Genomic DNA, 19,157 nt, shown 5'->3' with positions numbered 1-19,157 from the left:
GTTCAGCTCTCCGTGCTCTGCGGTTCGGCCGCCGGCTCGGTGGCACCTGCGGTGGCGGGCGCCTCCTCGGCGCCGGATGCGGCGCGACCGGCGTCGGTGCTGGTCGCGGTCGTGCCCGAGGCGCCGCTGCGACGCGGCCGACCCCCGGCGGGGCGTTCCCGGCGCGGACGGTCGGCACCGGCCGGCGCGGCGACCAGTTCGCGTTTGCCGCCGACGACGTCGCCCTTGTAGATCCACACCTTCACGCCGATGCGGCCGAAGGTGGTGCGGGCCTCATACAGGCCGTAGTCGATGTCGGCGCGCAGCGTGTGCAGCGGCACCCGCCCCTCGCGGTAGAACTCCGAACGGCTCATCTCCGCACCGCCGAGACGCCCGGAGCACTGCACCCGGATGCCTTTGACGCCGGGCTGACGCATGGCGGACTGGATCGCCTTGCGCATGGCGCGGCGGAACGCGACACGGTTGCTCAGCTGCTCGGCGACCCCCTGGGCCACCAGCTGGGCGCGCGACTCGGGGTTTTTCACCTCGAGGATGTTCAGCTGCACCTGCTTGCCGGTGAGCTTCTCCAGGTCGCCCCGGATCCGCTCGGCCTCGGTGCCGCGACGACCGATGACGATGCCCGGACGCGCGGTGTGGATGTCCACCCGAACCCGGTCACGGGTGCGCTCGATCTCCACGTCGGCGATGCCGGCGCGTTCCAGACCGGTCGAGAGCAGCCGCCGGATCGCGACGTCTTCCTTGACGTAGTCGGCGTACTGCTTGTCGGCGTACCAGCGGGACTTCCAGTCGGTGGTGATACCGAGCCGGAAACCGTGCGGGTTGATCTTCTGGCCCACTACTGCGAGCCTCCCTTCGCGTCAGGGGTCTCGGGAGTTTCAGACGGGCCGGCCTTCTCAGCCTTCTCGGCCTTGGTGGCTGTGGTGGCTGTGGTGGCCTTGGCGGCCGGTGCCTTCTTCGCCGCGGCGGCCTTGCTGGCCTGGGCGCGGCGCGCCCGGGCGCTGCTGGCCGACCCGCTGCCGCGCTGACCCTTGTCCGGGCGGCTCTCCACCACCACGGTGATGTGGCTGGTGCGCCGCCGGATCCGGAACGCGCGGCCCTGGGCGCGCGGACGGATCCGCTTGGCGGTGGGGCCCTCGTCGGCGTAGATCGCGGCGACGACCAGGGTGTCGGGGTCGAGCCCGTCGTTGTTCTGGGCGTTGGCCGCCGCACTGGCGATCACCTTGGCCACCGGAGTGCTGGCCTGCTGCGGTGCCCAGCGCAGGATGTCGAGCGCCTGGGCCACCGACTTACCGCGCACCAGGTCGATGACCCGGCGCGCTTTCATCGGCGCCACCCGCACGAAGCGGGCCTTGGCGGTCGCGGAGGGGTACTCAGTGGAAACACTCATCGGCGCTTGCTCTTCCGGTCGTCCTTGATGTGACCCTTGAACGTGCGGGTCGGCGCGAACTCACCAAGTTTGTGGCCCACCATCGATTCGGTGACGAACACCGGGATGTGCTTGCGCCCGTCGTGCACGGCGAAGGTGTGCCCGATGAAGTCGGGAATGATCGTCGACCGACGCGACCAGGTCTTGATGACCTGCTTGGTGTTCTTCTCGTTCTGTGCGTCGACCTTCTTGAGCAGATGGTCGTCGACGAACGGACCCTTTTTCAGGCTGCGTGGCATCGCTGGCTACTCCTCGACTTCCTAGCGCGACTTCTTGCCGGTGCGCCGGCGTCGGACGATGAGCTTGTCGCTCGGCTTGTTGGGTTTACGGGTACGTCCTTCGGGCTTGCCCCACGGGCTGACCGGGTGGCGACCACCGGAGGTCTTACCCTCACCACCACCGTGCGGGTGGTCGACCGGGTTCATCACCACACCACGGACGGTGGGGCGCTTGCCCTTCCATCGCATGCGGCCGGCCTTGCCCCAGTTGATGTTGGCCTGTTCGGCATTGCCCACCTCGCCGACGGTGGCGCGGCAGCGCACGTCGACGCGCCGGATCTCACCGGAGGGCATGCGCAGCGAGGCGTAGCTGCCTTCCTTGCCGAGCAGCTGGATGCTCGATCCGGCGGAACGGGCCAGTTTCGCCCCGCCGCCGGGACGCAGCTCGACGGCGTGGATGACGGTACCGGCCGGGATGTTACGCAGCGGCAGGGCATTGCCCGGCTTGATGTCGGCGTTGGGACCCGACTCGACGACCGCGCCCTGCTTGAGGCCCTGCGGGGCGATGATGTAGCGCTTCTCGCCGTCCAGGTAGTGCAGCAGCGCGATGTTCGCGGTGCGGTTCGGGTCGTACTCGATGTGGGCGACCTTGGCGTCGACGCCGTCCTTGTCGTGGCGACGGAAGTCGATCACCCGGTAGGCACGCTTGTGCCCGCCGCCCTTGTGGCGCGTGGTGATCCGGCCGTGCGCGTTGCGCCCGCCCTTGCCGTGCAGCGGACGTACCAGCGACTTCTCCGGCGTGGACCGGGTGATTTCAGCGAAATCGGAGACGCTGGCACCGCGACGACCCGGGGTCGTCGGCTTGTACTTGCGAATTCCCATAGCTATTACGTCTTTCTCTATCGACGGCTAGGCCGGCGCTCCGAACAGGTCGATGGGCTTGCTGCCGTCCACCAGCGTGACGATGGCGCGCTTGGTGTTCTTGCGCTTGCCGAACCCGACCCGGGTGCGCTTGCGCTTGCCCTGGCGGTTCGCGGTGTTCACCGACGCCACCTTGACGCCGAAGATCTTCTCGACAGCGATCTTGATCTGCGTCTTGTTCGAGTTCGGGTGCACGAAGAACGTGTACACGTTGTCGTCGATCAAGCCGTAGGCCTTCTCCGAGATGACCGGGGCCAAGATGATGTCGCGGGGATCGGTGATCGTTGCCATCAGGCCGAAACCTCCTCGGTACTGGCGGTGTGCGCCTCGATGTAGGCGTTGAGCGCCTCCACCGAGAACACCACGTCGTCGGCGCGCAACACGTCGTAGGTGTTGAGCTGGTCCGGCGAGAGGATGTGCACGCCCGGCAGGTTGCGCACGCTCTTGGCGCCCACCTCGTCGCTGCGCCCGATGACCAGCAACACCTGCTTGCGCTCGGTGAGGGTGGCCAGGAACGCCTTGGCGCTCTTGGTCGACGGGGTCTGGCCGCTGACCACCTCGGTGATCGCGTGGATGCGGTCGTTGCGGGCCCGGTCCGACAGCGCCCCGCGCAACGCGGCGGCGATCATCTTCTTCGGGGTCCGCTGGCTGTAGTCGCGCGGCTTCGGACCGTGCACCACACCACCACCGGTGAACTGCGGGGCGCGGATGGAGCCCTGGCGGGCGCGACCGGTGCCCTTCTGCCGGTAGGGCTTACGACCACCGCCGCGGACCTCGCCGCGCGACTTGGTCGAGTGGGTGCCCTGGCGCGCGGCGGCCCGCTGTGCGGTGACCACCTGGTGCATCAACGCCACGTTGGCCGGGGCGTCGAACAGCGCCGCCGGCAGCTCCACGGAGCCTTCCTTCTTACCGGACGGCGAATGCACGTCAATCTTTACCGAAGCCATTACTTCTCACCCTTTTTGATCGCGGTGCGGACCATGACCAGCCCACCGGCGCGGCCGGGGACCGCGCCCTTGATCAGCAGCACGCCGTTTTCGGCATCGACCTTGTGCACCAGCAGGTTCTGCGTGGTCACCCGGTCGTTGCCCATCCGGCCGGCCATCCGGGTGCCCTTGAACACCCGGCCGGGGGTGGCGCAGCCACCGATGGAGCCGGGGCGACGGTGCACCGCCTGGGTGCCGTGGCTGGCGCCCTGTCCGGCGAAGCCGTGCCGCTTCATGGTCCCGGCGAAACCCTTGCCCTTGGAGGTGCCGGTGACGTCGACGTAGCTGCCGTCGACGAAGATCTCGGCGGTCAGTTCCTGACCGACCTCGTAGTCGGCGGCCGCGGCTTCGTCGTCGAGACGCAGCTCGGCGAGGTGCCGACGCGGGTTCACCCCGGCGGCGGCGTACTGGCCGGTGACCGGCTTGTTGACCTTGCGGGGGCTGATCTCTCCGTAGGCCAGCTGCACGGCGGAGTAGCCGTCGCGCTCGGGGGTGCGGATGCGGGTCACCACATTCGGACCGGCCTTGACCACGGTGACCGGGACGACCCGGTTGTTCTCGTCGAACACCTGCGTCATGCCCAGTTTGGTGCCCAGGATGCCTTTACGTGCCATGGTTTCTCTGAACTCCCGGATCCCTATTGGATGTTGACGTCGACGCTGGCGGGCAGGTCGATGCGCATCAGGGCGTCGACCGTTTTCGGAGTCGGATCGAGGATGTCGATCAGCCGCTTGTGGGTGCGCATCTCGAAGTGCTCCCGCGAGTCCTTGTACTTGTGCGGGGACCGGATGACGCAGTACACGTTCTTCTCGGTCGGCAGCGGCACCGGACCCACCACGTTGGCCCCGGTCCGGGTGACCGTCTCAACGATCTTGCGCGCCGACGCATCAATAGCCTCATGGTCGTAGGCCTTGAGCCTGATGCGGATCTTCTGTCCCGCCACGCTGTTCCTACCTCACTCCTCGAAGGCCCGCCCTGGGCCTCAGTGGTCCGTGGTGCCCCACACCCGCAGGTGGGAGGCGTTGCCGCCGCTGTTTACCTGTCCTGGTACACCGGTCCCCCGCGGTCGGGTGTGTCGCCCGTACCTGCACCGGGTCGCGCCGAGAATTCGTCGCGCTCCGAGGTGGGACCGGAGGCGCCCGGGTGGGCGCCGGTCGGATGCCCTGCCCGGACACAGCCCGGCTCAAGGCAACCTGAACAGTATGCCCCAGATCGGGGCGTCGGCCAAATCCGCCCCCACCCCGCCGGCGAGGGCCCCACCGGCGGGTTTGTCACCGTCGCGGGCCGCCGCGCCCGGTGGTGCTCAAACTCACAGCCGCCGCGTGCGACGCGAGCACCGACGGCTTGATCTTACTCCAGAGTAAGGTAGCGGGTAGGGTCTGACGGTATGACCGATTCCACCAGCACCTACCGAGCCTGGCAGCGCCTGGCCGGCCGTCCCGGCGGCAGCCGGTTGTTCTCCGCGGCGGCGATGGCGCGGGTCCCCTACTTCGCCTCGGTGCTGCCGCACGTGGTGCGCATGGAGCCCGGACTGGCCCAGGTGCGGATCCCGAAGTGGTTTTTCATCCACAATCATCTGCACACCGTGCACGCGATCGCCTCCTGCAACGCCGCCGAGATCGCGATGGGAATGCTGATGGAGGCCACCGTGCCGAAAAGCCACCGCTGGATCCCCAAGGCGATGACCGTGCAGTACCTGGCCAAGGCGACCACCTCGCTGCGCGCCGAGGCGCGCCTGCCGGTGATCCCGGACTTCGCCGCGATCACCGAGGGCACCGAACTGGTGATCCCGGTCAGCGTGACCGACCGGGACGGCACCGAGGTGGTCCACGCCGAGATCACTACCTGGGTGACCCCGGCCGACTGAGCGGTGCCGGCCCCGGGGCGCGGCTCAGCGCTCCCGGGCGGCCAGCGCGTCCCAGAACCCGCACTGGTGATCGGCGGCGAAATCGGTGATGACCCGGCTGCCGTCGGGGCGCAACGACATCCACCGGGCTCCACCGGTGCGGTCGGTGAAGGCCGGCCAGCGGGGCTGGCCGGGGCCGTTGGGATCACCGGTGATCACGAAGCGGGTCCAGTAGTCGATCATCTGGTCGGCGAGGCGCCGTTGGGCGGGGCTGGGGGCCGGTAGCCCGGCGATGTCGAACAGGTAGCCCACCTCCAGCGCGTGGCTGGCGCCGAGCGGAAACGGGATCCCGGCCAGCCCCTGCGGCGCCGGGGGGTGCGGATCGGCGAACTCGTAGGCGTACACCGGCGGCGGGTGGGCGGCCAACGCCTCGGCCATCCGGTTGGCGACGCAGGCGAACACGTGGTCACCGACCGCCGCGGAGAACGCCAACGAGACGCTGCCCCCGTGGCGGGCGGGCGGATACTGGGCGCGCACCGCGGCCGCGTCGTCGCCCATCGTGCGCGCCAGCGCCGCCGGGTATTCCGCGGCGGTCAACGTCGCGCCGGTGCGCCGATAGGTCAGCGCGGCGAACATCGTGAACTCGTCGTGGTTGCTGCCCACCAGCACCGGCACCCGCGCACCCCGGCCGGCGGCGAAACCGTCGACCGGGTCGACCGGCAGCACCGCGGTGCCGGTGACCGGGCCGGTCAGCGAGTGGGTGTCGATGTGGACGTACCACGGCGAGGTCGCCAGCCGGTCGGCCGGCAGGGCGCGCAGACACCGGGCGATGTCCTGCGGGTCACCGTCGGGGCCACCGCAGCCGAGGTCGGCGGCGAACGTCTCGCTGATCCGTTCGCCGGTGTCGATGTCGACCTGGGCGTGGCACGGCCCGCTCTGGATGATCGCCGAGCGGAACAGCCCCGCCGACGCCGGCGCCACGAGGTGATCGCAGACCGACATGGCGCCGGCGGACTCCCCCGCGATGGTCACCTTGGCCGGATCACCACCGAAGTGGCTGATGTTGTCGCGCACCCACCGCAGCGCCGCCTGCTGGTCGAGCAGACCGTAGTTGCCGACGCGGCCGTGCGGCCCGAGGGCGGGGTGGGCCAAAAACCCCAGGGCGCCGAGCCGGTAGTTCAGGGTCACCACGACGATGTCGCCGCGGGCGGCGAGCCGGCGGGCGCCATAGATATCGCCGTGGCCGTTGATGAAGCCGCCGCCGTGGATCCAGACCAGCACGGGGCGGCGCTGGGCGGCCCGACGCACCGGAGTCCAGACGTTGAGGGTCAGACAGTCTTCGCGGCCCGCCCCGGTGAGGTCCTGGATGCACGCCGGGCCCGGCCGGGTGGCGTCGCGCACCTCGGTCCACGGGGCGGGCGCGCGCGGCGGCTGCCAGCGCAGCGGACCCACCGGCGGCGCCGCGAAAGGGATTCCGGCGAAGAGCCGGTGGTCGGCCTCGACCACACCGCGCACCGGGCCGGATTCGGTGCCGACCACGGCCGCATCCGGGGTGACCACCGCCGCCGGTGGCGTCGCCTCGAGCGCCGCGGCGGGCACGGCACCGTGGCCCTGGGCGCAGCCCGAACCCACCAGCACCGTCACCAGGGCCATCAGCAGCAGGCGCATCCACGCCCGGCGGCGTGACGATCCGGTCCACACGCCTTGGAAGCCTACTGGGAGCAATCGCCGCAACGCGCCCCGACAGGCCCACCGATCGGCCAGACTGGACACCAGTTGACACCCGTCACGTGGAGGAGCGCCGGATGCCCGCACCGATCGTCGACCAGGCCGCCGCGGTGCTGGCCGACCCGACCGCCTACACCGACGAGGACCGCCTGCACGCAGCGCTGAGTCATCTGCGCGTCCACGCCCCGGTGTCGCTGGTGGACCGTCCGCCGTATCGGCCGTTCTGGGCGGTCACCCGCCACGCCGACATCATGGACATCGAGCGCGACAACGCGCTGTGGATCAACGCGCCGCGCCCGGTGCTGACGACCGCCGAGGCCGACGACATCCAGCAGGCGCAGCTGGCCGCCGGCATGGGTCTGCGCACCCTGATCCACATGGACGACCCGCACCATCACAAGATGCGGGCCATCGCCGCCGACTGGTTCCGGCCCAAGGCGATGCGGGCGATGAAGGCGCGCGTCGACGAACTGGCCAAGATCTACGTCGACAAGATGGCCGAGATCGGACCCGACTGCGACTTCGTCCAGGAGGTCGCGGTCAACTACCCGCTGTACGTGATCATGTCGCTGCTGGGGTTGCCGGAGTCGGATTTCCCACGGATGCTCAGGTTGACCCAGGAACTCTTCGGCGGAGACGACGACGAGTACCGGCGCGGGTTCACCCCCGAGGAGCAGTTCCCGGTGCTGCTGGACTTCTTCAACTACTTCGCCGCCCTCACCGCGCAGCGCCGTGCCACCCCGACCGACGATCTGGCCTCCACCATCGCCAACGCCCGCATCGACGGTGCGCCACTGTCCGACGTCGACACCGCGTCCTACTACGTCATCTTGGCCACCGCCGGGCACGACACCACCAGTGCCGCCATCGCCGGGGGTCTGCGCGCGCTCGTCGAACACCCCGATCAGCTCGACCGGTTGCGTGCGGACCCGACGCTGATGCCGACCGCCGTGGAGGAGATCATCCGCTGGGTCACCCCGGTCAAGGAGTTCATGCGTACCGCGACCGCCGACACGACCGTCGCCGGAGTGCCGATCCCCGAAGGGGACTCGGTGTACCTGTCGTATGTGTCGGCCAACCGCGACGAGGCCGTCTTCGACGATCCGTTCCGCTTCGATGTGAGCCGCGATCCGAACAAGCATCTGTCGTTCGGATACGGCGTGCACTTCTGTGTGGCGTCGGCGTTGGCCCGCATGGAGATCAACAGCTTCTTCACCGAGTTGGTCCCACGGCTGGAGTCGATCGAACTCGCCGGTGAGCCGCAGTTGATCGCCACGACGTTCGTCGGCGGGCTCAAGCACCTGCCGATCCGCTACCGGGTGCGTTGAGCGGACCCGTCTCCGACGAATTCTGCCGCCCGGTGGGCGAGCATCGCGATCGTGGCGTGCGGGCCGCGGCGGGGAATCACCGGTAGCGCCGCGCCGTCGATCACCCACAGCCCGTCGACGCCGTGGACCCGGCAGCGCTCGTCGATGACTTGGCCCATCGGGGCACTCCCACACAGATGCTGCGATGTGGCCCACACCGGCGACGAACCCGCCGCGCCGACGAGTTCGTCGACCAGCAGTGCGCCCCTTTCGAGGTCGGCGACATCGGCGGGCTCCCGGTCATAGTCCTGCTCGATCCGCGGAGCGATCGACGGATCCGCCGAATCCAGCGTCACAAGAACCCGCCGTCGCGGTCGCATCAATGCCACCCCGATATGAACCGGATCATCCTGCCCGCCAGTCGATTCACCGACCATCGATCTGAATCCCGTAGTATAGGGCCGAATTTCAAGACCATCCGCGGTGGTCAGAACCACTTCCAACGGGGGATGCCCCGACACCGCGGGCCACTCGACCGCAAACAGCCACTCGGGATGGTCGACACAGTTAAGGCCGACCGGTAATGGCTGCACCAACGGGATCCCCAGTCGGCCCAACAGGCCCTCGTCGCCGATCCCGGAAAGCATCAACAGCTGCGCTGTCCCGATAGCACCGGCGCACAACACGATTCGGTCCGCATAGATCGTCGACGGACCGTCGGGACCGACGATATCGACCCCGACGACCCGCCCGGCGGCGATCTGTAGCCGCACCGCGGTCGTCTCGGTCATCACCGTGACATTGGGTTGCCCCGCCACCGGCTGCAAGAACGCTGTTCCCGGGTCACTCCTGTTGCCCTGCAGAATGTTCAACGGCACCGCCCCGACCCCGTCGGGCAGGTCGTGTCCGGCGTCGTTGAGGTCGGGGATCCACCGGAATCCGGCGTGTCGCGCTGCGGCGACAAACGCCTCGGTGGCACCGACGAAATCGCTGCTGCGCGCCACCACGATGGGTCCGTCGTGGCCGTGGGCGGGGCCGGCGAAGTCGCGGTCGTCTTCGAGCGCCCGGAAGTGTTCCAGTGCCTGCGGCCAGGCCCAGCCGGGCGGCCAGCCGGTGTCGAAGTCGGCCGGCATCGCGCGGCAGAAGTATCCACCGTTGACGGCACCGGACCCGCCGACGGTGCAACCTCGCACCAGCTGCGTCCAGCGCGGTGGCGCGGCCGTGAGGCGGCTGGGGTACCGCTGCACCACGGTGGAGCGCTCGCCGAGCGGAAGCCGGGCCGCCGACCGGGTTCCGGCAGGCGGGTGGGTACCGGTCTCGATCACGGTGACCGCGCAGGAGGGGTCGGCGGCGAGGCGGGCCGCCACGACAGAGCCCGCGCTGCCGGCACCGATGACCACCACATCGCGGGTCGGCGCGGACAACGTCCTAGGCCCGGATCACGGGCCGCAGTGCCCGAAGGCTGTGCTCGCGGGCCATCCCGTTCCAGACGCCGACCCCGTAGGCGAGATCGTCGAGACGCTTGAGCAGCAGGTAGATCAGGGGGCCGATCGGTTTGAGGTCAGATTCGGCGGTGCGACTGCGGCGCAGCCAATCCACCAGCCCCTCGACCACGGCGATGATCACCACCGCCTGCCGGCACCTCCGTGACACCAGCACCCCGATCAGCGCCAACGGCCAGTACTCGCGGCACAGCGCCGACGCCAGTTGCAGCACCGAGGACATCAGTCCGCGCAGCAGCACGACGACCACGTCGTAGGCCCGGGTATCGGGTCCGCGCATCGCCCGCGCGACCCTTCCGCCGGTCAGCGCGGCCAGAACCAGCGACGCCGGATAGCCCACCCGAGCGCCGAGCATCATCACCGCCCAGATCGCCATCGTCCACCCGGAGACCACCAGCGGCGCGGTCTTGTCGGGGTGGCGCTCGCTGAGCGGCGCGGCGGACTGACCGTAGTAGGCCTTGCGGGAGAGCCAGCCCCCGAGGCGGGTGCGGTGATCGTGGGCGACCAGCGCGACCGGCTCGTAGCGCAGCCGGGCACCGGTTTCCACCAGTCGCCAGCACAGGTCGACGTCTTCACCGGAGCGCATGCCCTCGTCGAAACCGCCGATGTCGGTGAGGATGTCACGTCGGCAGATGATCGCAGCGCTCGGCACATACGACACTGTGCTGTACGGGATGACCGGAGCCTCACGCCCGCCGAGATCGAGCGATGAGTGCACCGCCTCGTAGCGGGCGATCGGGGTGTCGTCGTGGGCCAGGCTGACGATGCGGGGGGCGACCAACGCCACCGTCGGATCGCAGAAATGCCCCAGCAGCGCCTCCAGCCAGCCGCGACGTGGCACCACGTCGGAGTCCAGGAAGGCGACGTAGTCACTGGCGGCCGCCCGCAGACCGGTGTTGCGGGCGGCGGCGGGCCCGCGGTTGCTGCCGTGGCGAAGCACCTCAACGGCGCATTCGGCGCCGCCGAAATCCTCGGCTCGGAGCGGTTCGGCCGAGCCGTCGTCGACAATGATGACCCGCAGTCCGCGTAGCGCACGCATCAGCCGGTGCACACCGGATGCGTTGTCGCGCACCGGGACAACAACAGTCACGTCGTGATGCGAGGGGCCGCTTTCGGGCCGGGGATGGGCCACGGTCGCGTCCAGCAGTGTGCGCGCGAGCCGGGCGCTGTCGGCGTCGCGCACCTGCAGCCGGCCGTCGGTGAGCATCATCTGAGCTGCCGGCGCCAGCCGCAGCAGTCGGGTCGGCGACCCGCCGAGCAGCGCCGAGCCGCGGCCGAGCACCCGGACCCGGCGGTCCATCTGCACGGCGAAGCCATCGGGCAGGCGAGGCTGGTTCATCCCAGCATCCCGTCAGCACCCACGGCCCCGGCGGTGATCCGCCGGACACACTCGGCGACCATTTCGGTGAAGATTCGCTGACCGTCGCTCGCGGTCGCCGTCGTCGGATCCCCCAGCACCCCTACCTCGCTCACCGCACGGATGCCGCCGCGCCGGATGGCCGGCATCAGCTCGGCCAACGATGCGTCGTTGCCCCGTTGGAGCCGGTCGGTCACCACCTCCAGCGGCGACAGATACAGCATCACCGACGTTTCGGTGTGCCCGGCGTGTGCGTCGGCGCCCACCGTAGTACACGGCACCCAGGCGACGTCGCGGCCCTCCCGGCGCAGCAGGGCCACTGCGGCCCGCAGGGCCTGCACGTTGCCGCCGTGGCCGTTGACGAAGACCAACCGGGGCGCCCACTGCGCGGCGGACCGACCGTATTCCACCAGCACCGTCGTCAGGACCTCCGTGCCCAGCGAGATCGTGCCGGCAAAACCCTGGTGCTCACCGCTGGCCCCGTAGGCCAGGGCGGGAGCCAGCCTCCACGGCGTGTGCTCGGCCAGCCGCGCGGCGGCCCCACCGGCCACCGCGGTGGCGATGCGGGTGTCGGTGTCCAGCGGGAGATGGGGGCCGTGCTGCTCGGTCGACCCGACCGGGACCAGCAGCGCGGCCGAGGACTCAGACACCTGTGCAGCTGTCAACCCACCAAGTTCGACAGGGAAAGCCACTCGCCGATGGTAGGTCGAATCCGCCTGGAGCGCGAGACTTTCGCCGGGTTCGGCGGAGTTTTTCCGCCCAACCGCACCCGGCGATGAACAGGCCGTCACGTTCGTCACGCCTGCACCGTCCGCACCGTGACTCAGCGGCCGAGGCGCTCCGCTGCGTCGACTCCGAGCGGACGGGCGAAGCCCTCGGGGATCAAGATGTGCTCCGGGGTGAGGTCGTGGACCGACGAGCAGCCCAGCCCCATCAACGCCGAGTCGATCCCGCCGCGCAGGATGTCGAGGACGTTCTCCACCCCGGCCTGCCCCGCGGCGGCCAGCCCCCACAGATAGGCGCGCCCGATCATCACCGCGCGCGCTCCCAGTGCGAGCGACTTCACGACGTCACTGCCACGGCGGATACCGCCGTCGAGAAGGACCTCGATCTGGTCGCCCACCGCGTCGGCGATCGCCGGCAGCGCCCGAATCGCCGCGGGTGTGCCGTCGAGGTTGTTGCCGCCGTGGTTCGACACTGAGATCGCCGAAACTCCCGCGTCGACAGCCTTTTTCGCGTCATCGACCCGCATCACACCCTTGAGCATGAACGGGCCGCCCCACAGCTCGCGCAACCAGGCGATGTCATCCCAGGTCGGCGGCGGCGTGCCCATCCACTCGCCGTAGGCGTCGAAGAAAGGCGGCCCCGCCTCGCCGCGTTTGCCCTGGTTGGGCACCCGCAGGTTGGGCGGGTGCAGCGTCTTGCCGAAGCGCCACAACCAGCCCGGACGCGCCAACGCCTCGGGCATCATCCGGGCCATGGTGCGCAGATCCATCTTCTCGGGGATCTTCGGGCTGCCCCAGTCCCGGCCGTGCGAGAACGACCAGTCCGTCGTGGCGATCAGGCCGACCGCCCCGGCGGCACGGGCCCGTTCCACCCGTTCGGCGATCGCGTCGCGTCCACCGAGCCAGTAGATCTGGAAGAACACCTGCGGGTTGGCCGCGATGACCTCCTCCATCGGCTTGCTGGCGAACGAGGAGAGCCCCATCGCCGTCCCCCGTGCGGCTGCGGCGCGCGCGACGGCCACCTCACCGTCGGGGTCGACAGCCTGAACACCAGTCGGGGAGATCACGACGGGCATCGAGATATCTTGGCCCATAACGGTTGTGGCAAGATCACGTTTAGCCGGCGCCCCGACGACGTGCGGCGCGAATCCGAGTTCGCCGAAGGATTCGACGTTGTCCGAAACCGTGATTCCCTTTTCGCTCGCCGAGATCAGCGATGAATACGCCGATTTGGGCAGTCGCTTCTTGGCGCGCTGTTGCGCGATAGCGACTGTCTCGAACCACTGGTCACGGGCCATCACTACACCGGGCTTTCATCACAGAGTCGTTTGGGCGGTGCGCTGAGGGTCAGCGGCACCGGCGTGGCGGGCCGACCCCGGTGGGAGTGGTCACCGCTGGGTCGGGGCTTCTGGCGGTCAGCGGCCAGCGCCGATTCGCCGTAGCCCTGGATGCATTCGGGATCCGGGCCATCCAGGGGCAGCCCGGTGAAGAACTTGGCCGCCATGCACCCGCCGCGGCAGCTGTCGAAGAACTCGCAGGTGGCGCACGCCCCGGCGGCCTGCGGCTCGCGTAGTTCCAAAAACAGCGGGGCGTTCTTCCAGACGTTGTCGAATCCGCCGTCGCTCAACACGTTTCCCGCGAGGAACCGGTCGTGGATGGCGAACGGGCAGGCGTACACGTCGCCCACGGGATCGATCAGGCAGACGACCCGGCCGGCACCGCACAGGTTGAGCCCCGACAGTGCGCCGGGTTGCCCCAGTCCGGACAAGTGGAAGAACGAGTCCCCCGTCAGCACGTGATCACCCTTGGCGACCAGCCAGTCGTAGAGTTGACCCTGCTGGGCCGCGGTGGGGTGCAAGTCATCCCAAACATCCACGCCCCGACCGGAAGGGCGCAGCCGGGTGATCCGCAGGGTTGCTCCGAAGCGGTCGGCCAGCGCGGCGAAATCGTCCAGTTGGTCGATGTTGTGCCGGGTGGCGACCACCGAGATCTTGGCGTCGGCGAAACCGGCGTCGGCGAGGTTCTGCAGAGCCCGAATGGCCATGTCGTAGGAGCCGACCCCGCGGACGGCGTCGTTGACCTCCGCGGTGGCACCGTCGAGGGAGATCTGCACGTCGACGTAGTCGCTGGCCGCCAGCTTGGCAGCCACCTCCGGGGTGATGCGCAGGCCGTTGGTGGAGAACTTCACCCCCACGTGGTGAGCGGTGGCGTAATCGACCAGTTCCCAAAAGTCCGGCCGCACAGTCGGTTCGCCACCACCGATGTTCACGTAGAACACCTGCATACGTTCGAGTTCGTCGATGATGTCCTTGCACTGCTGGGTGGACAGTTCCCGCGGGTCACGCCGGCCCGACGAGGACAGGCAGTGCACGCACGCCAGGTTGCAGGCGTAGGTCAGCTCCCAGGTCAGGCAGATCGGCGCATCCAAACCGCTTTCGAACTGGTCGACCAGACGTGGGACGGGGGCTACGGAGGTCATGGCTTCTCCTCGGGGACGAGCATGTTCGAGCGGGCCAGCACGCCGAGGGCGTGAAGATAAGGGGCGCTGTCCTCGTCGGCGATGCCGGCCGCCCGACACGCCGAACGCGCGTCAGGGTGCTCGGCCAGCAGGTTCACCACCTCGACGATGGTGCGGTTTTTCAGAAACGACAGCTTGCGGGTTCCGAAGTGGTACAGCAGCGCCCCGAACGGTTCGGGGCGCACCGCCACCTGAGGATGCAACCGCCAGGTGACGTCGGGGTCGAAGTCCGTCACGGCGGGTGCGGGCACGCTCAGTAGACCCCGCACATCCCGTCGATCGAGACTTCCTCCACAAGGCTCTCGGTGACGAGTTCGGTGTTCTCGGTCTGCTGGTCGGCGTCCATGAGACTGGCCTTTCGTCGGCGGGGACTCGACATGGGGCTGTCGGGTCGGTCACAATCGGTGACCATAATATGGCATCGAGTGCCAGAAAAGGAAGACGGTGGTCGCCATGCAACGTGGTCCGGGCCCCTCTCCGCGGACTCGGGCGGGGCGTCGCCGGTCGACGACCCCCGACCACATCAGTGATGTGGCGATCGACCTGTTCACCGCCCGCGGTTTCGGTGAGGTCAGCGTCGATGACGTCGCGCAGGCCGCCGGGATCGCCCGGCGCACCCTGTTCCGCTACTACGGATCGAAGAACGCTCTGCCCTGGGGCGCCTTCGATGACCACCTGCAGACGCTGCGCGCACTGCTCGACCACGTCGATGACGCGGTGCCGTTGGGCGATGCGCTACGCGATGCGCTGTTGACGTTCAACACGTTCGACGAACTGGAAACCGCGCGGCATCGTCAGCGGATGCGGGTGATCTTGGAGACCGCGGAGCTGCAGGCGTATTCGATGACCATGTACGCCGGGTGGCGTGCGGTGATCGCCGAGTTCGTCGCCGAGCGCACCGGCACCCCCGCCTCGGCGCTGGGACCGCAGACGGTGGCCTGGACGATGCTCGGCGTGGCGTTGAGCGCCTACGAGCGCTGGCTGGCCGACGACTCGGTGTCGCTGCCGCAGGCGCTCGGTGATGCGTTCGACGTGGTGCGCGGCGGATTCGACGCCGCCTTCTAGTCCATCACCTCGGTGATCGGGGCGCCGGCCGCGATCTTGGCCCGCACCTTCATCACCTTGCCCGGCAGTCCCGCTCCGACCACCCCGGCGATCACCCCGTCACGGTCGTAGTAGGCGAGGAACTTCCGGCCGTCGTCCTCGACGAGGTGGACGACGTCGGTGGCGGCGGGCTCGCCGAGGCATTGGATCTTCACGTCGTACTGGTCGCTCCAGAAGTAGGGAACGACCACCGTGGCGGGTGCGTCCTGGCCGAGCAGCGCCGGCACGACCACCCGGGCCTGTTCGGCGACGTTGCTCCAATGCTCCACGCGCACCTGGTGTCCGGACTGGTCGCGCCAGGAGGCGACGTCGCCGAGTGCCCACACGTGCGGCGCACTGGTGCGCCCGGCCGGGTCGCACAGCACCCCGTTGTCGACGTCGATGCCGCTGCCGTCAAGCCAGTCGGTGGCCGGGCGCGACCCGATGCCCACCACGACCAGGTCGGTGTCGATTTCGGCGCCGTCGCTCAGGACCACCGACTCGACGTGGCCGTGCCCGCGGATACGCGAGACCCCCACCCCGGTGCGCACATCGACCCCCTCGTCGCTGTGCAGCCGGGCCACCAGGGCGCCGATCTGTTCACCGAGCACCGACGCCAGCGGTGCGGGCTGCGGTTCCACCAGCACCACCTGCACGTCGAGCCCGCGCAGGCTGGCCGCGACCTCGCAGCCGATGAAGCCGGCCCCGATGACCACCGCGCGGCGGGCCGAGGCCGCGGCACGGCGCAGCGCCAGGCTCTCGTCGAAGGAGCGCAGCACACAGATGCCGTCGAGGTCGGGCATGTCAGGAATGCGTCGCGGCACCAGCCCGGTGGCCAGGACCAGCTCGTCGTAGCCCACGGTGCCGCCGTCGGCGAGGCTCACGGTGCGGGCGGCGGTGTCCACGCCGGCGGCCGCCGCACCGAGGCGCAGCGTGATGTCGTTGTCGTCGTAGAACTCCTGCGGTTTGAGGGTGACGTCGGCCAGGCCGTGGTCCTCGCTGCGCAGAACCTCCTTCGACAGCGGCGGCCGGTCATACGGCAGGTGCTCCTCGTCGCTGAGGATGGTGATCGGGCCGGAGTAGTCGGCTCGGCGCAGCTGCTCTGCTGTGCGTGCCGCCGCCAGCCCGCCGCCGACGATGACGATCCCCTGCGTTCCGCTGCTACTGCCCATCTGAAGTTCATACACGATCGCGGCGGCCCTTGTGCATCCGGCCGTGAGCATTCCTGCCGCAACGTGCCGGCGGGCCAGAAAACCGTGCCGGGCCGGCCGCCGCCGGCGACAGAAAGGCCCCGGTGGTCGTCGTACCGCGTCAGTTGGTGCCCCGCAGGCCGTCGAACGCTACCTACAGTGAGCCGCGTGGGCCGCGTCAGTACTTCAGCGAGCCCTTGTCGATGGGGATCTGGGCGCCGGACAGGGTCGCCGAGGCGTCACCGGCCAGCCAGAGCACCACATCGGAGATCGCGTCGGGGCTCATGAAGCCGTCGTTTTTGACCGGCATCGGCGGGAATGCGTGCAGATACGCCGGATGATCGGCGAAAACCTTTGCCATCGCCTCGGGTTCGATCATCGGGGTGTCCACCGAGTAGGGGTGAATCGAGTTGACCCGGATACCGTACTCGCCGACCTCCAGCGCCAGGGTGTTGGTCAGCGCGACCAGCCCGTGCTTGGTCGCCGAGTAGTGGCCGTTGGCCGGGGTCGCCTTCACCCCGGCCGAGGAGGAGACCACCACGATCGATCCGCCGTTGCCGGCGGCGATCATCGCCGGGACCGTCGCGCGCAGCGTGCGCCAGGTGCCGGTGAGGTTGACATCGACGATGGTGTTCCACTGTTCGTCGCTGAGTTCCCACAGCCGGCCCCAGGTCAGCACGCCGGCGTTGGCGACGACGATGTCGAGGCGACCGAACTGCTCGACGGTGTCGGCGACCAAGCCCTGCAGCGCGGCGTCGTCGCGGACGTCGACCTGACGCGCCAGCGCCTTTCGGCCCTCGGCCTCCACCAGTCGGGCCGTTTCGGTCAACTCCTCCGGCGTGGCCGGCGGATAGGTGATGCACTCGGAGACCGGGGCGCAGATGTCGGAGATGACGACGTCGGCGCCGGCGCGGGCCAGACGGACCGCATGCGACCGGCCCTGCCCGCGGGCGGCGCCGGTGACGAACGCCACCTGTCCGTCCAGCGGCTTATCGGGGTTCTGGTTCTCGCTCACCCAGGTGAGGCTAGCAGCCTAAACTGCAACACGTTCCACCCGTCGGCGAGGGCGTGACGCGCAGAATGCGAAAGTCCCCGGCACACCATGGTGTCGGGGACTTCCGCATCGGCTCGCGCCAGGGGCTCGCGCCCTGCGTTGAACCTACTTGATGATCTTGGTGACCTGGCCGGCACCGACGGTGCGCCCACCCTCACGGATGGCGAACCGCAGGCCCTCGTCCATGGCGACCGGCTGGATCAGCTTGACGGTCATCTCGGTGTTGTCACCGGGCATCACCATCTCGGTGCCCTCCGGCAGCGTCACCACACCGGTCACGTCCGTGGTCCGGAAGTAGAACTGCGGACGGTAGTTGGTGAAGAACGGCGTGTGCCGACCGCCCTCGTCCTTGGACAGGATGTAGGCCTGGCCCTCGAACTCGGTGTGCGGGGTGGTGGTGCCGGGCTTGACCACGACCTGGCCGCGCTCGACGTCCTCACGCTTGATCCCGCGGATCAGCAGACCGACGTTGTCACCGGCCTGGCCCTGGTCGAGCAGCTTGCGGAACATCTCCACACCGGTGACGGTGGTCTTGGTGGTATCCGGACGGATCCCGACGATCTCGACGTCCTCGTTGACGTTGATCACGCCACGCTCGACACGGCCGGTCACCACGGTGCCACGCCCGGTGATGGTGAAGACGTCCTCCACCGGCATCAGGAACGGCTTGTCGGTGTCGCGGACCGGGTCCGGCACCTTCTCGTCGACGGCCTCCATCAACTGGGCGACCGACTCGACCCACTTCTCGTCACCCTCGAGGGCCTTCAGCGCCGACACCCGGATCACCGGGGCCTCCTCGTCGAAGTCCTGGGCGCCCAGCAGCTCGCGGACCTCCATCTCGACGAGCTCGAGGAGCTCCTCGTCGTCGACCATGTCCGACTTGTTCAGGGCGACCACGATGTAGGGCACACCGACCTGACGGGCCAGCAGCACGTGCTCGCGGGTCTGCGGCATCGGGCCGTCGGTCGCCGCGACCACCAGGATCGCGCCGTCCATCTGGGCGGCACCGGTGATCATGTTCTTGATGTAGTCGGCGTGGCCGGGCGCGTCGACGTGGGCGTAGTGCCGCTTGTCGGTCTGGTACTCCACGTGGGAGATGTTGATCGTGATACCGCGCTGCTTCTCCTCGGGCGCATTGTCGATCTGGTCGAATGCGCGCGACTCGTTCAGGTCGGGGAACTTGTCGTGCAGAACCTTGGTGATAGCCGCGGTCAGCGTGGTCTTGCCGTGGTCAACGTGACCGATGGTCCCGATGTTGACGTGCGGCTTCGTCCGCTCGAACTTCGCCTTCGCCAC

22 protein-coding genes are annotated in these 19,157 nt (G+C 69.0%); 3 read left to right on the top strand and 19 right to left on the bottom strand.

Features of this window, described 5'->3' with window-relative positions:
• Positions 1-2: 2 nt before the first annotated feature.
• From rpsC to rpsJ, 8 genes are read right to left on the bottom strand one after another with little or no spacing between them, the layout of a single operon-like run.
• Positions 3-836 carry a 30S ribosomal protein S3 gene (gene rpsC / locus B8W67_RS01675; RefSeq protein WP_069392776.1) on the bottom strand — a complete coding sequence of 278 codons (834 nt, stop codon included), beginning with the start codon at positions 834-836 and terminating at the stop codon, positions 3-5.
• Positions 836-1,387 (bottom strand): 50S ribosomal protein L22, encoded by a 552-nt coding sequence (gene rplV, locus B8W67_RS01670; protein WP_085301972.1) that lies wholly within the window; start codon positions 1,385-1,387, stop codon positions 836-838. The genes rpsC and rplV overlap by 1 nt, the downstream gene beginning before the upstream one ends.
• Positions 1,384-1,665 (bottom strand): 30S ribosomal protein S19, encoded by a 282-nt coding sequence (gene rpsS / locus B8W67_RS01665; RefSeq protein ID WP_069392778.1) that lies wholly within the window; start codon positions 1,663-1,665, stop codon positions 1,384-1,386. The genes rplV and rpsS overlap by 4 nt, the downstream gene beginning before the upstream one ends.
• A gap of 21 nt (positions 1,666-1,686) precedes the next feature.
• The gene (rplB, locus tag B8W67_RS01660; protein ID WP_069392779.1) at positions 1,687-2,526 is read right to left on the bottom strand and encodes a 50S ribosomal protein L2; all 840 of its coding nucleotides are present in this window, start codon (positions 2,524-2,526) and stop codon (positions 1,687-1,689) included.
• A gap of 27 nt (positions 2,527-2,553) precedes the next feature.
• On the bottom strand, positions 2,554-2,856 hold the full coding sequence (gene rplW / locus B8W67_RS01655) for a 50S ribosomal protein L23 (protein ID WP_069392780.1): 303 nt from the start codon (positions 2,854-2,856) through the stop codon (positions 2,554-2,556).
• Positions 2,856-3,512 carry a 50S ribosomal protein L4 gene (rplD, locus tag B8W67_RS01650; RefSeq protein ID WP_069392781.1) on the bottom strand — a complete coding sequence of 219 codons (657 nt, stop codon included), beginning with the start codon at positions 3,510-3,512 and terminating at the stop codon, positions 2,856-2,858. Before rplD ends, rplW begins: the two co-directional genes overlap by 1 nt.
• On the bottom strand, positions 3,512-4,165 hold the full coding sequence (rplC, locus tag B8W67_RS01645; RefSeq protein WP_069392782.1) for a 50S ribosomal protein L3: 654 nt from the start codon (positions 4,163-4,165) through the stop codon (positions 3,512-3,514). Before rplC ends, rplD begins: the two co-directional genes overlap by 1 nt.
• A gap of 23 nt (positions 4,166-4,188) precedes the next feature.
• The gene (gene rpsJ, locus B8W67_RS01640; RefSeq protein WP_034266967.1) at positions 4,189-4,494 is read right to left on the bottom strand and encodes a 30S ribosomal protein S10; all 306 of its coding nucleotides are present in this window, start codon (positions 4,492-4,494) and stop codon (positions 4,189-4,191) included.
• Positions 4,495-4,938: 444 nt separating this feature from the next.
• Between rpsJ and B8W67_RS01630 the strand changes: the two genes are divergently transcribed.
• Entirely contained in the window at positions 4,939-5,418 is a 480-nt protein-coding gene (locus B8W67_RS01630; protein WP_085301970.1) for a hotdog fold domain-containing protein, read from the top strand.
• Between the two features lie 24 nt (positions 5,419-5,442).
• On the opposite strand, the gene B8W67_RS01625 is transcribed toward B8W67_RS01630, so the two are convergent.
• On the bottom strand, positions 5,443-7,050 hold the full coding sequence (locus B8W67_RS01625; RefSeq protein ID WP_085302034.1) for a carboxylesterase/lipase family protein: 1,608 nt from the start codon (positions 7,048-7,050) through the stop codon (positions 5,443-5,445).
• 152 nt (positions 7,051-7,202) lie between these two features.
• Here B8W67_RS01625 and B8W67_RS01620 point away from each other — a divergent pair, with 152 nt between their 5' ends.
• Positions 7,203-8,453, top strand: a complete 1,251-nt coding sequence (locus tag B8W67_RS01620; protein WP_085302036.1) for a cytochrome P450 — start codon at positions 7,203-7,205, stop codon at positions 8,451-8,453.
• Here the strand turns inward: B8W67_RS01620 and mftG are convergent.
• The 7 genes from mftG to mftA form a co-directional block, all read right to left on the bottom strand.
• Entirely contained in the window at positions 8,438-9,856 is a 1,419-nt protein-coding gene (gene mftG, locus B8W67_RS01615) for a mycofactocin dehydrogenase MftG (protein ID WP_174254738.1), read from the bottom strand. The two genes, B8W67_RS01620 and mftG, sit on opposite strands and share 16 nt — an antisense overlap.
• 4 nt (positions 9,857-9,860) lie before the next feature.
• Positions 9,861-11,273, bottom strand: a complete 1,413-nt coding sequence (gene mftF, locus B8W67_RS01610) for a mycofactocin biosynthesis glycosyltransferase MftF (RefSeq protein ID WP_069392785.1) — start codon at positions 11,271-11,273, stop codon at positions 9,861-9,863.
• Entirely contained in the window at positions 11,270-11,983 is a 714-nt protein-coding gene (mftE, locus tag B8W67_RS01605; protein ID WP_234793937.1) for a mycofactocin biosynthesis peptidyl-dipeptidase MftE, read from the bottom strand. Before mftE ends, mftF begins: the two co-directional genes overlap by 4 nt.
• A 131-nt stretch (positions 11,984-12,114) precedes the next feature.
• Entirely contained in the window at positions 12,115-13,314 is a 1,200-nt protein-coding gene (mftD, locus tag B8W67_RS01600; protein ID WP_069392830.1) for a pre-mycofactocin synthase MftD, read from the bottom strand.
• 2 nt (positions 13,315-13,316) lie between these two features.
• Positions 13,317-14,495 carry a mycofactocin radical SAM maturase gene (gene mftC, locus B8W67_RS01595; protein WP_069392787.1) on the bottom strand — a complete coding sequence of 393 codons (1,179 nt, stop codon included), beginning with the start codon at positions 14,493-14,495 and terminating at the stop codon, positions 13,317-13,319.
• Positions 14,492-14,803 (bottom strand): mycofactocin biosynthesis chaperone MftB, encoded by a 312-nt coding sequence (gene mftB / locus B8W67_RS01590; RefSeq protein ID WP_174254739.1) that lies wholly within the window; start codon positions 14,801-14,803, stop codon positions 14,492-14,494. The genes mftC and mftB overlap by 4 nt, the downstream gene beginning before the upstream one ends.
• On the bottom strand, positions 14,788-14,880 hold the full coding sequence (gene mftA, locus B8W67_RS01585; RefSeq protein WP_069392789.1) for a mycofactocin precursor MftA: 93 nt from the start codon (positions 14,878-14,880) through the stop codon (positions 14,788-14,790). The genes mftB and mftA overlap by 16 nt, the downstream gene beginning before the upstream one ends.
• 107 nt (positions 14,881-14,987) lie before the next feature.
• Between mftA and mftR the strand changes: the two genes are divergently transcribed.
• Positions 14,988-15,599: a mycofactocin system transcriptional regulator MftR gene (gene mftR / locus B8W67_RS01580; protein WP_069392790.1), complete on the top strand. Its 612-nt coding sequence runs from the start codon at positions 14,988-14,990 to the stop codon at positions 15,597-15,599.
• Here the strand turns inward: mftR and B8W67_RS01575 are convergent.
• The 3 genes from B8W67_RS01575 to tuf all read right to left on the bottom strand — a co-directional run bounded on the left by B8W67_RS01575 (position 15,596) and on the right by tuf (position 19,157).
• The gene (locus B8W67_RS01575) at positions 15,596-16,789 is read right to left on the bottom strand and encodes an NAD(P)/FAD-dependent oxidoreductase (protein ID WP_069392791.1); all 1,194 of its coding nucleotides are present in this window, start codon (positions 16,787-16,789) and stop codon (positions 15,596-15,598) included. The genes mftR and B8W67_RS01575 overlap by 4 nt on opposite strands.
• Positions 16,790-16,985: 196 nt before the next feature.
• Complete coding sequence (locus B8W67_RS01570; RefSeq protein ID WP_234793941.1) at positions 16,986-17,792, bottom strand: mycofactocin-coupled SDR family oxidoreductase; 807 nt, start codon at positions 17,790-17,792, stop codon at positions 16,986-16,988.
• Between the two features lie 174 nt (positions 17,793-17,966).
• Positions 17,967-19,157: an elongation factor Tu gene (tuf, locus tag B8W67_RS01565; protein WP_069392792.1), complete on the bottom strand. Its 1,191-nt coding sequence runs from the start codon at positions 19,155-19,157 to the stop codon at positions 17,967-17,969.

Origin of the sequence: Mycolicibacillus koreensis (assembly GCF_002104795.1) — a bacterium.
In the GTDB taxonomy this organism is placed as follows: Bacteria; Actinomycetota; Actinomycetes; order Mycobacteriales; family Mycobacteriaceae; genus Mycobacterium; species Mycobacterium koreense.
Note: the sequence above shows the minus strand (reverse complement) of the source record. Positions and strands in the feature narration are given on the sequence as shown.

What these genes read in the sequence shown, in the direction of transcription:
- rplV (WP_085301972.1), bottom strand. Translation starts at nt 1,387, where the DNA reads ATGAGTGTTTCCACTGAGTACCCCTCCGCGACCGCCAAGGCCCGCTTC.
- rpsS (WP_069392778.1), bottom strand. Translation starts at nt 1,665, where the DNA reads ATGCCACGCAGCCTGAAAAAGGGTCCGTTCGTCGACGACCATCTGCTC.
- rplB (WP_069392779.1), bottom strand. Translation starts at nt 2,526, where the DNA reads ATGGGAATTCGCAAGTACAAGCCGACGACCCCGGGTCGTCGCGGTGCC.
- rplW (WP_069392780.1), bottom strand. Translation starts at nt 2,856, where the DNA reads ATGGCAACGATCACCGATCCCCGCGACATCATCTTGGCCCCGGTCATC.
- rplD (WP_069392781.1), bottom strand. Translation starts at nt 3,512, where the DNA reads ATGGCTTCGGTAAAGATTGACGTGCATTCGCCGTCCGGTAAGAAGGAA.
- rplC (WP_069392782.1), bottom strand. Translation starts at nt 4,165, where the DNA reads ATGGCACGTAAAGGCATCCTGGGCACCAAACTGGGCATGACGCAGGTG.
- B8W67_RS01630 (WP_085301970.1), top strand. Translation starts at nt 4,939, where the DNA reads ATGACCGATTCCACCAGCACCTACCGAGCCTGGCAGCGCCTGGCCGGC.
- B8W67_RS01625 (WP_085302034.1), bottom strand. Translation starts at nt 7,050, where the DNA reads ATGGCCCTGGTGACGGTGCTGGTGGGTTCGGGCTGCGCCCAGGGCCAC.
- B8W67_RS01620 (WP_085302036.1), top strand. Translation starts at nt 7,203, where the DNA reads ATGCCCGCACCGATCGTCGACCAGGCCGCCGCGGTGCTGGCCGACCCG.
- mftF (WP_069392785.1), bottom strand. Translation starts at nt 11,273, where the DNA reads ATGAACCAGCCTCGCCTGCCCGATGGCTTCGCCGTGCAGATGGACCGC.
- mftD (WP_069392830.1), bottom strand. Translation starts at nt 13,314, where the DNA reads ATGGCCCGTGACCAGTGGTTCGAGACAGTCGCTATCGCGCAACAGCGC.
- mftC (WP_069392787.1), bottom strand. Translation starts at nt 14,495, where the DNA reads ATGACCTCCGTAGCCCCCGTCCCACGTCTGGTCGACCAGTTCGAAAGC.
- mftA (WP_069392789.1), bottom strand. Translation starts at nt 14,880, where the DNA reads ATGGACGCCGACCAGCAGACCGAGAACACCGAACTCGTCACCGAGAGC.
- mftR (WP_069392790.1), top strand. Translation starts at nt 14,988, where the DNA reads ATGCAACGTGGTCCGGGCCCCTCTCCGCGGACTCGGGCGGGGCGTCGC.
- B8W67_RS01575 (WP_069392791.1), bottom strand. Translation starts at nt 16,789, where the DNA reads ATGGGCAGTAGCAGCGGAACGCAGGGGATCGTCATCGTCGGCGGCGGG.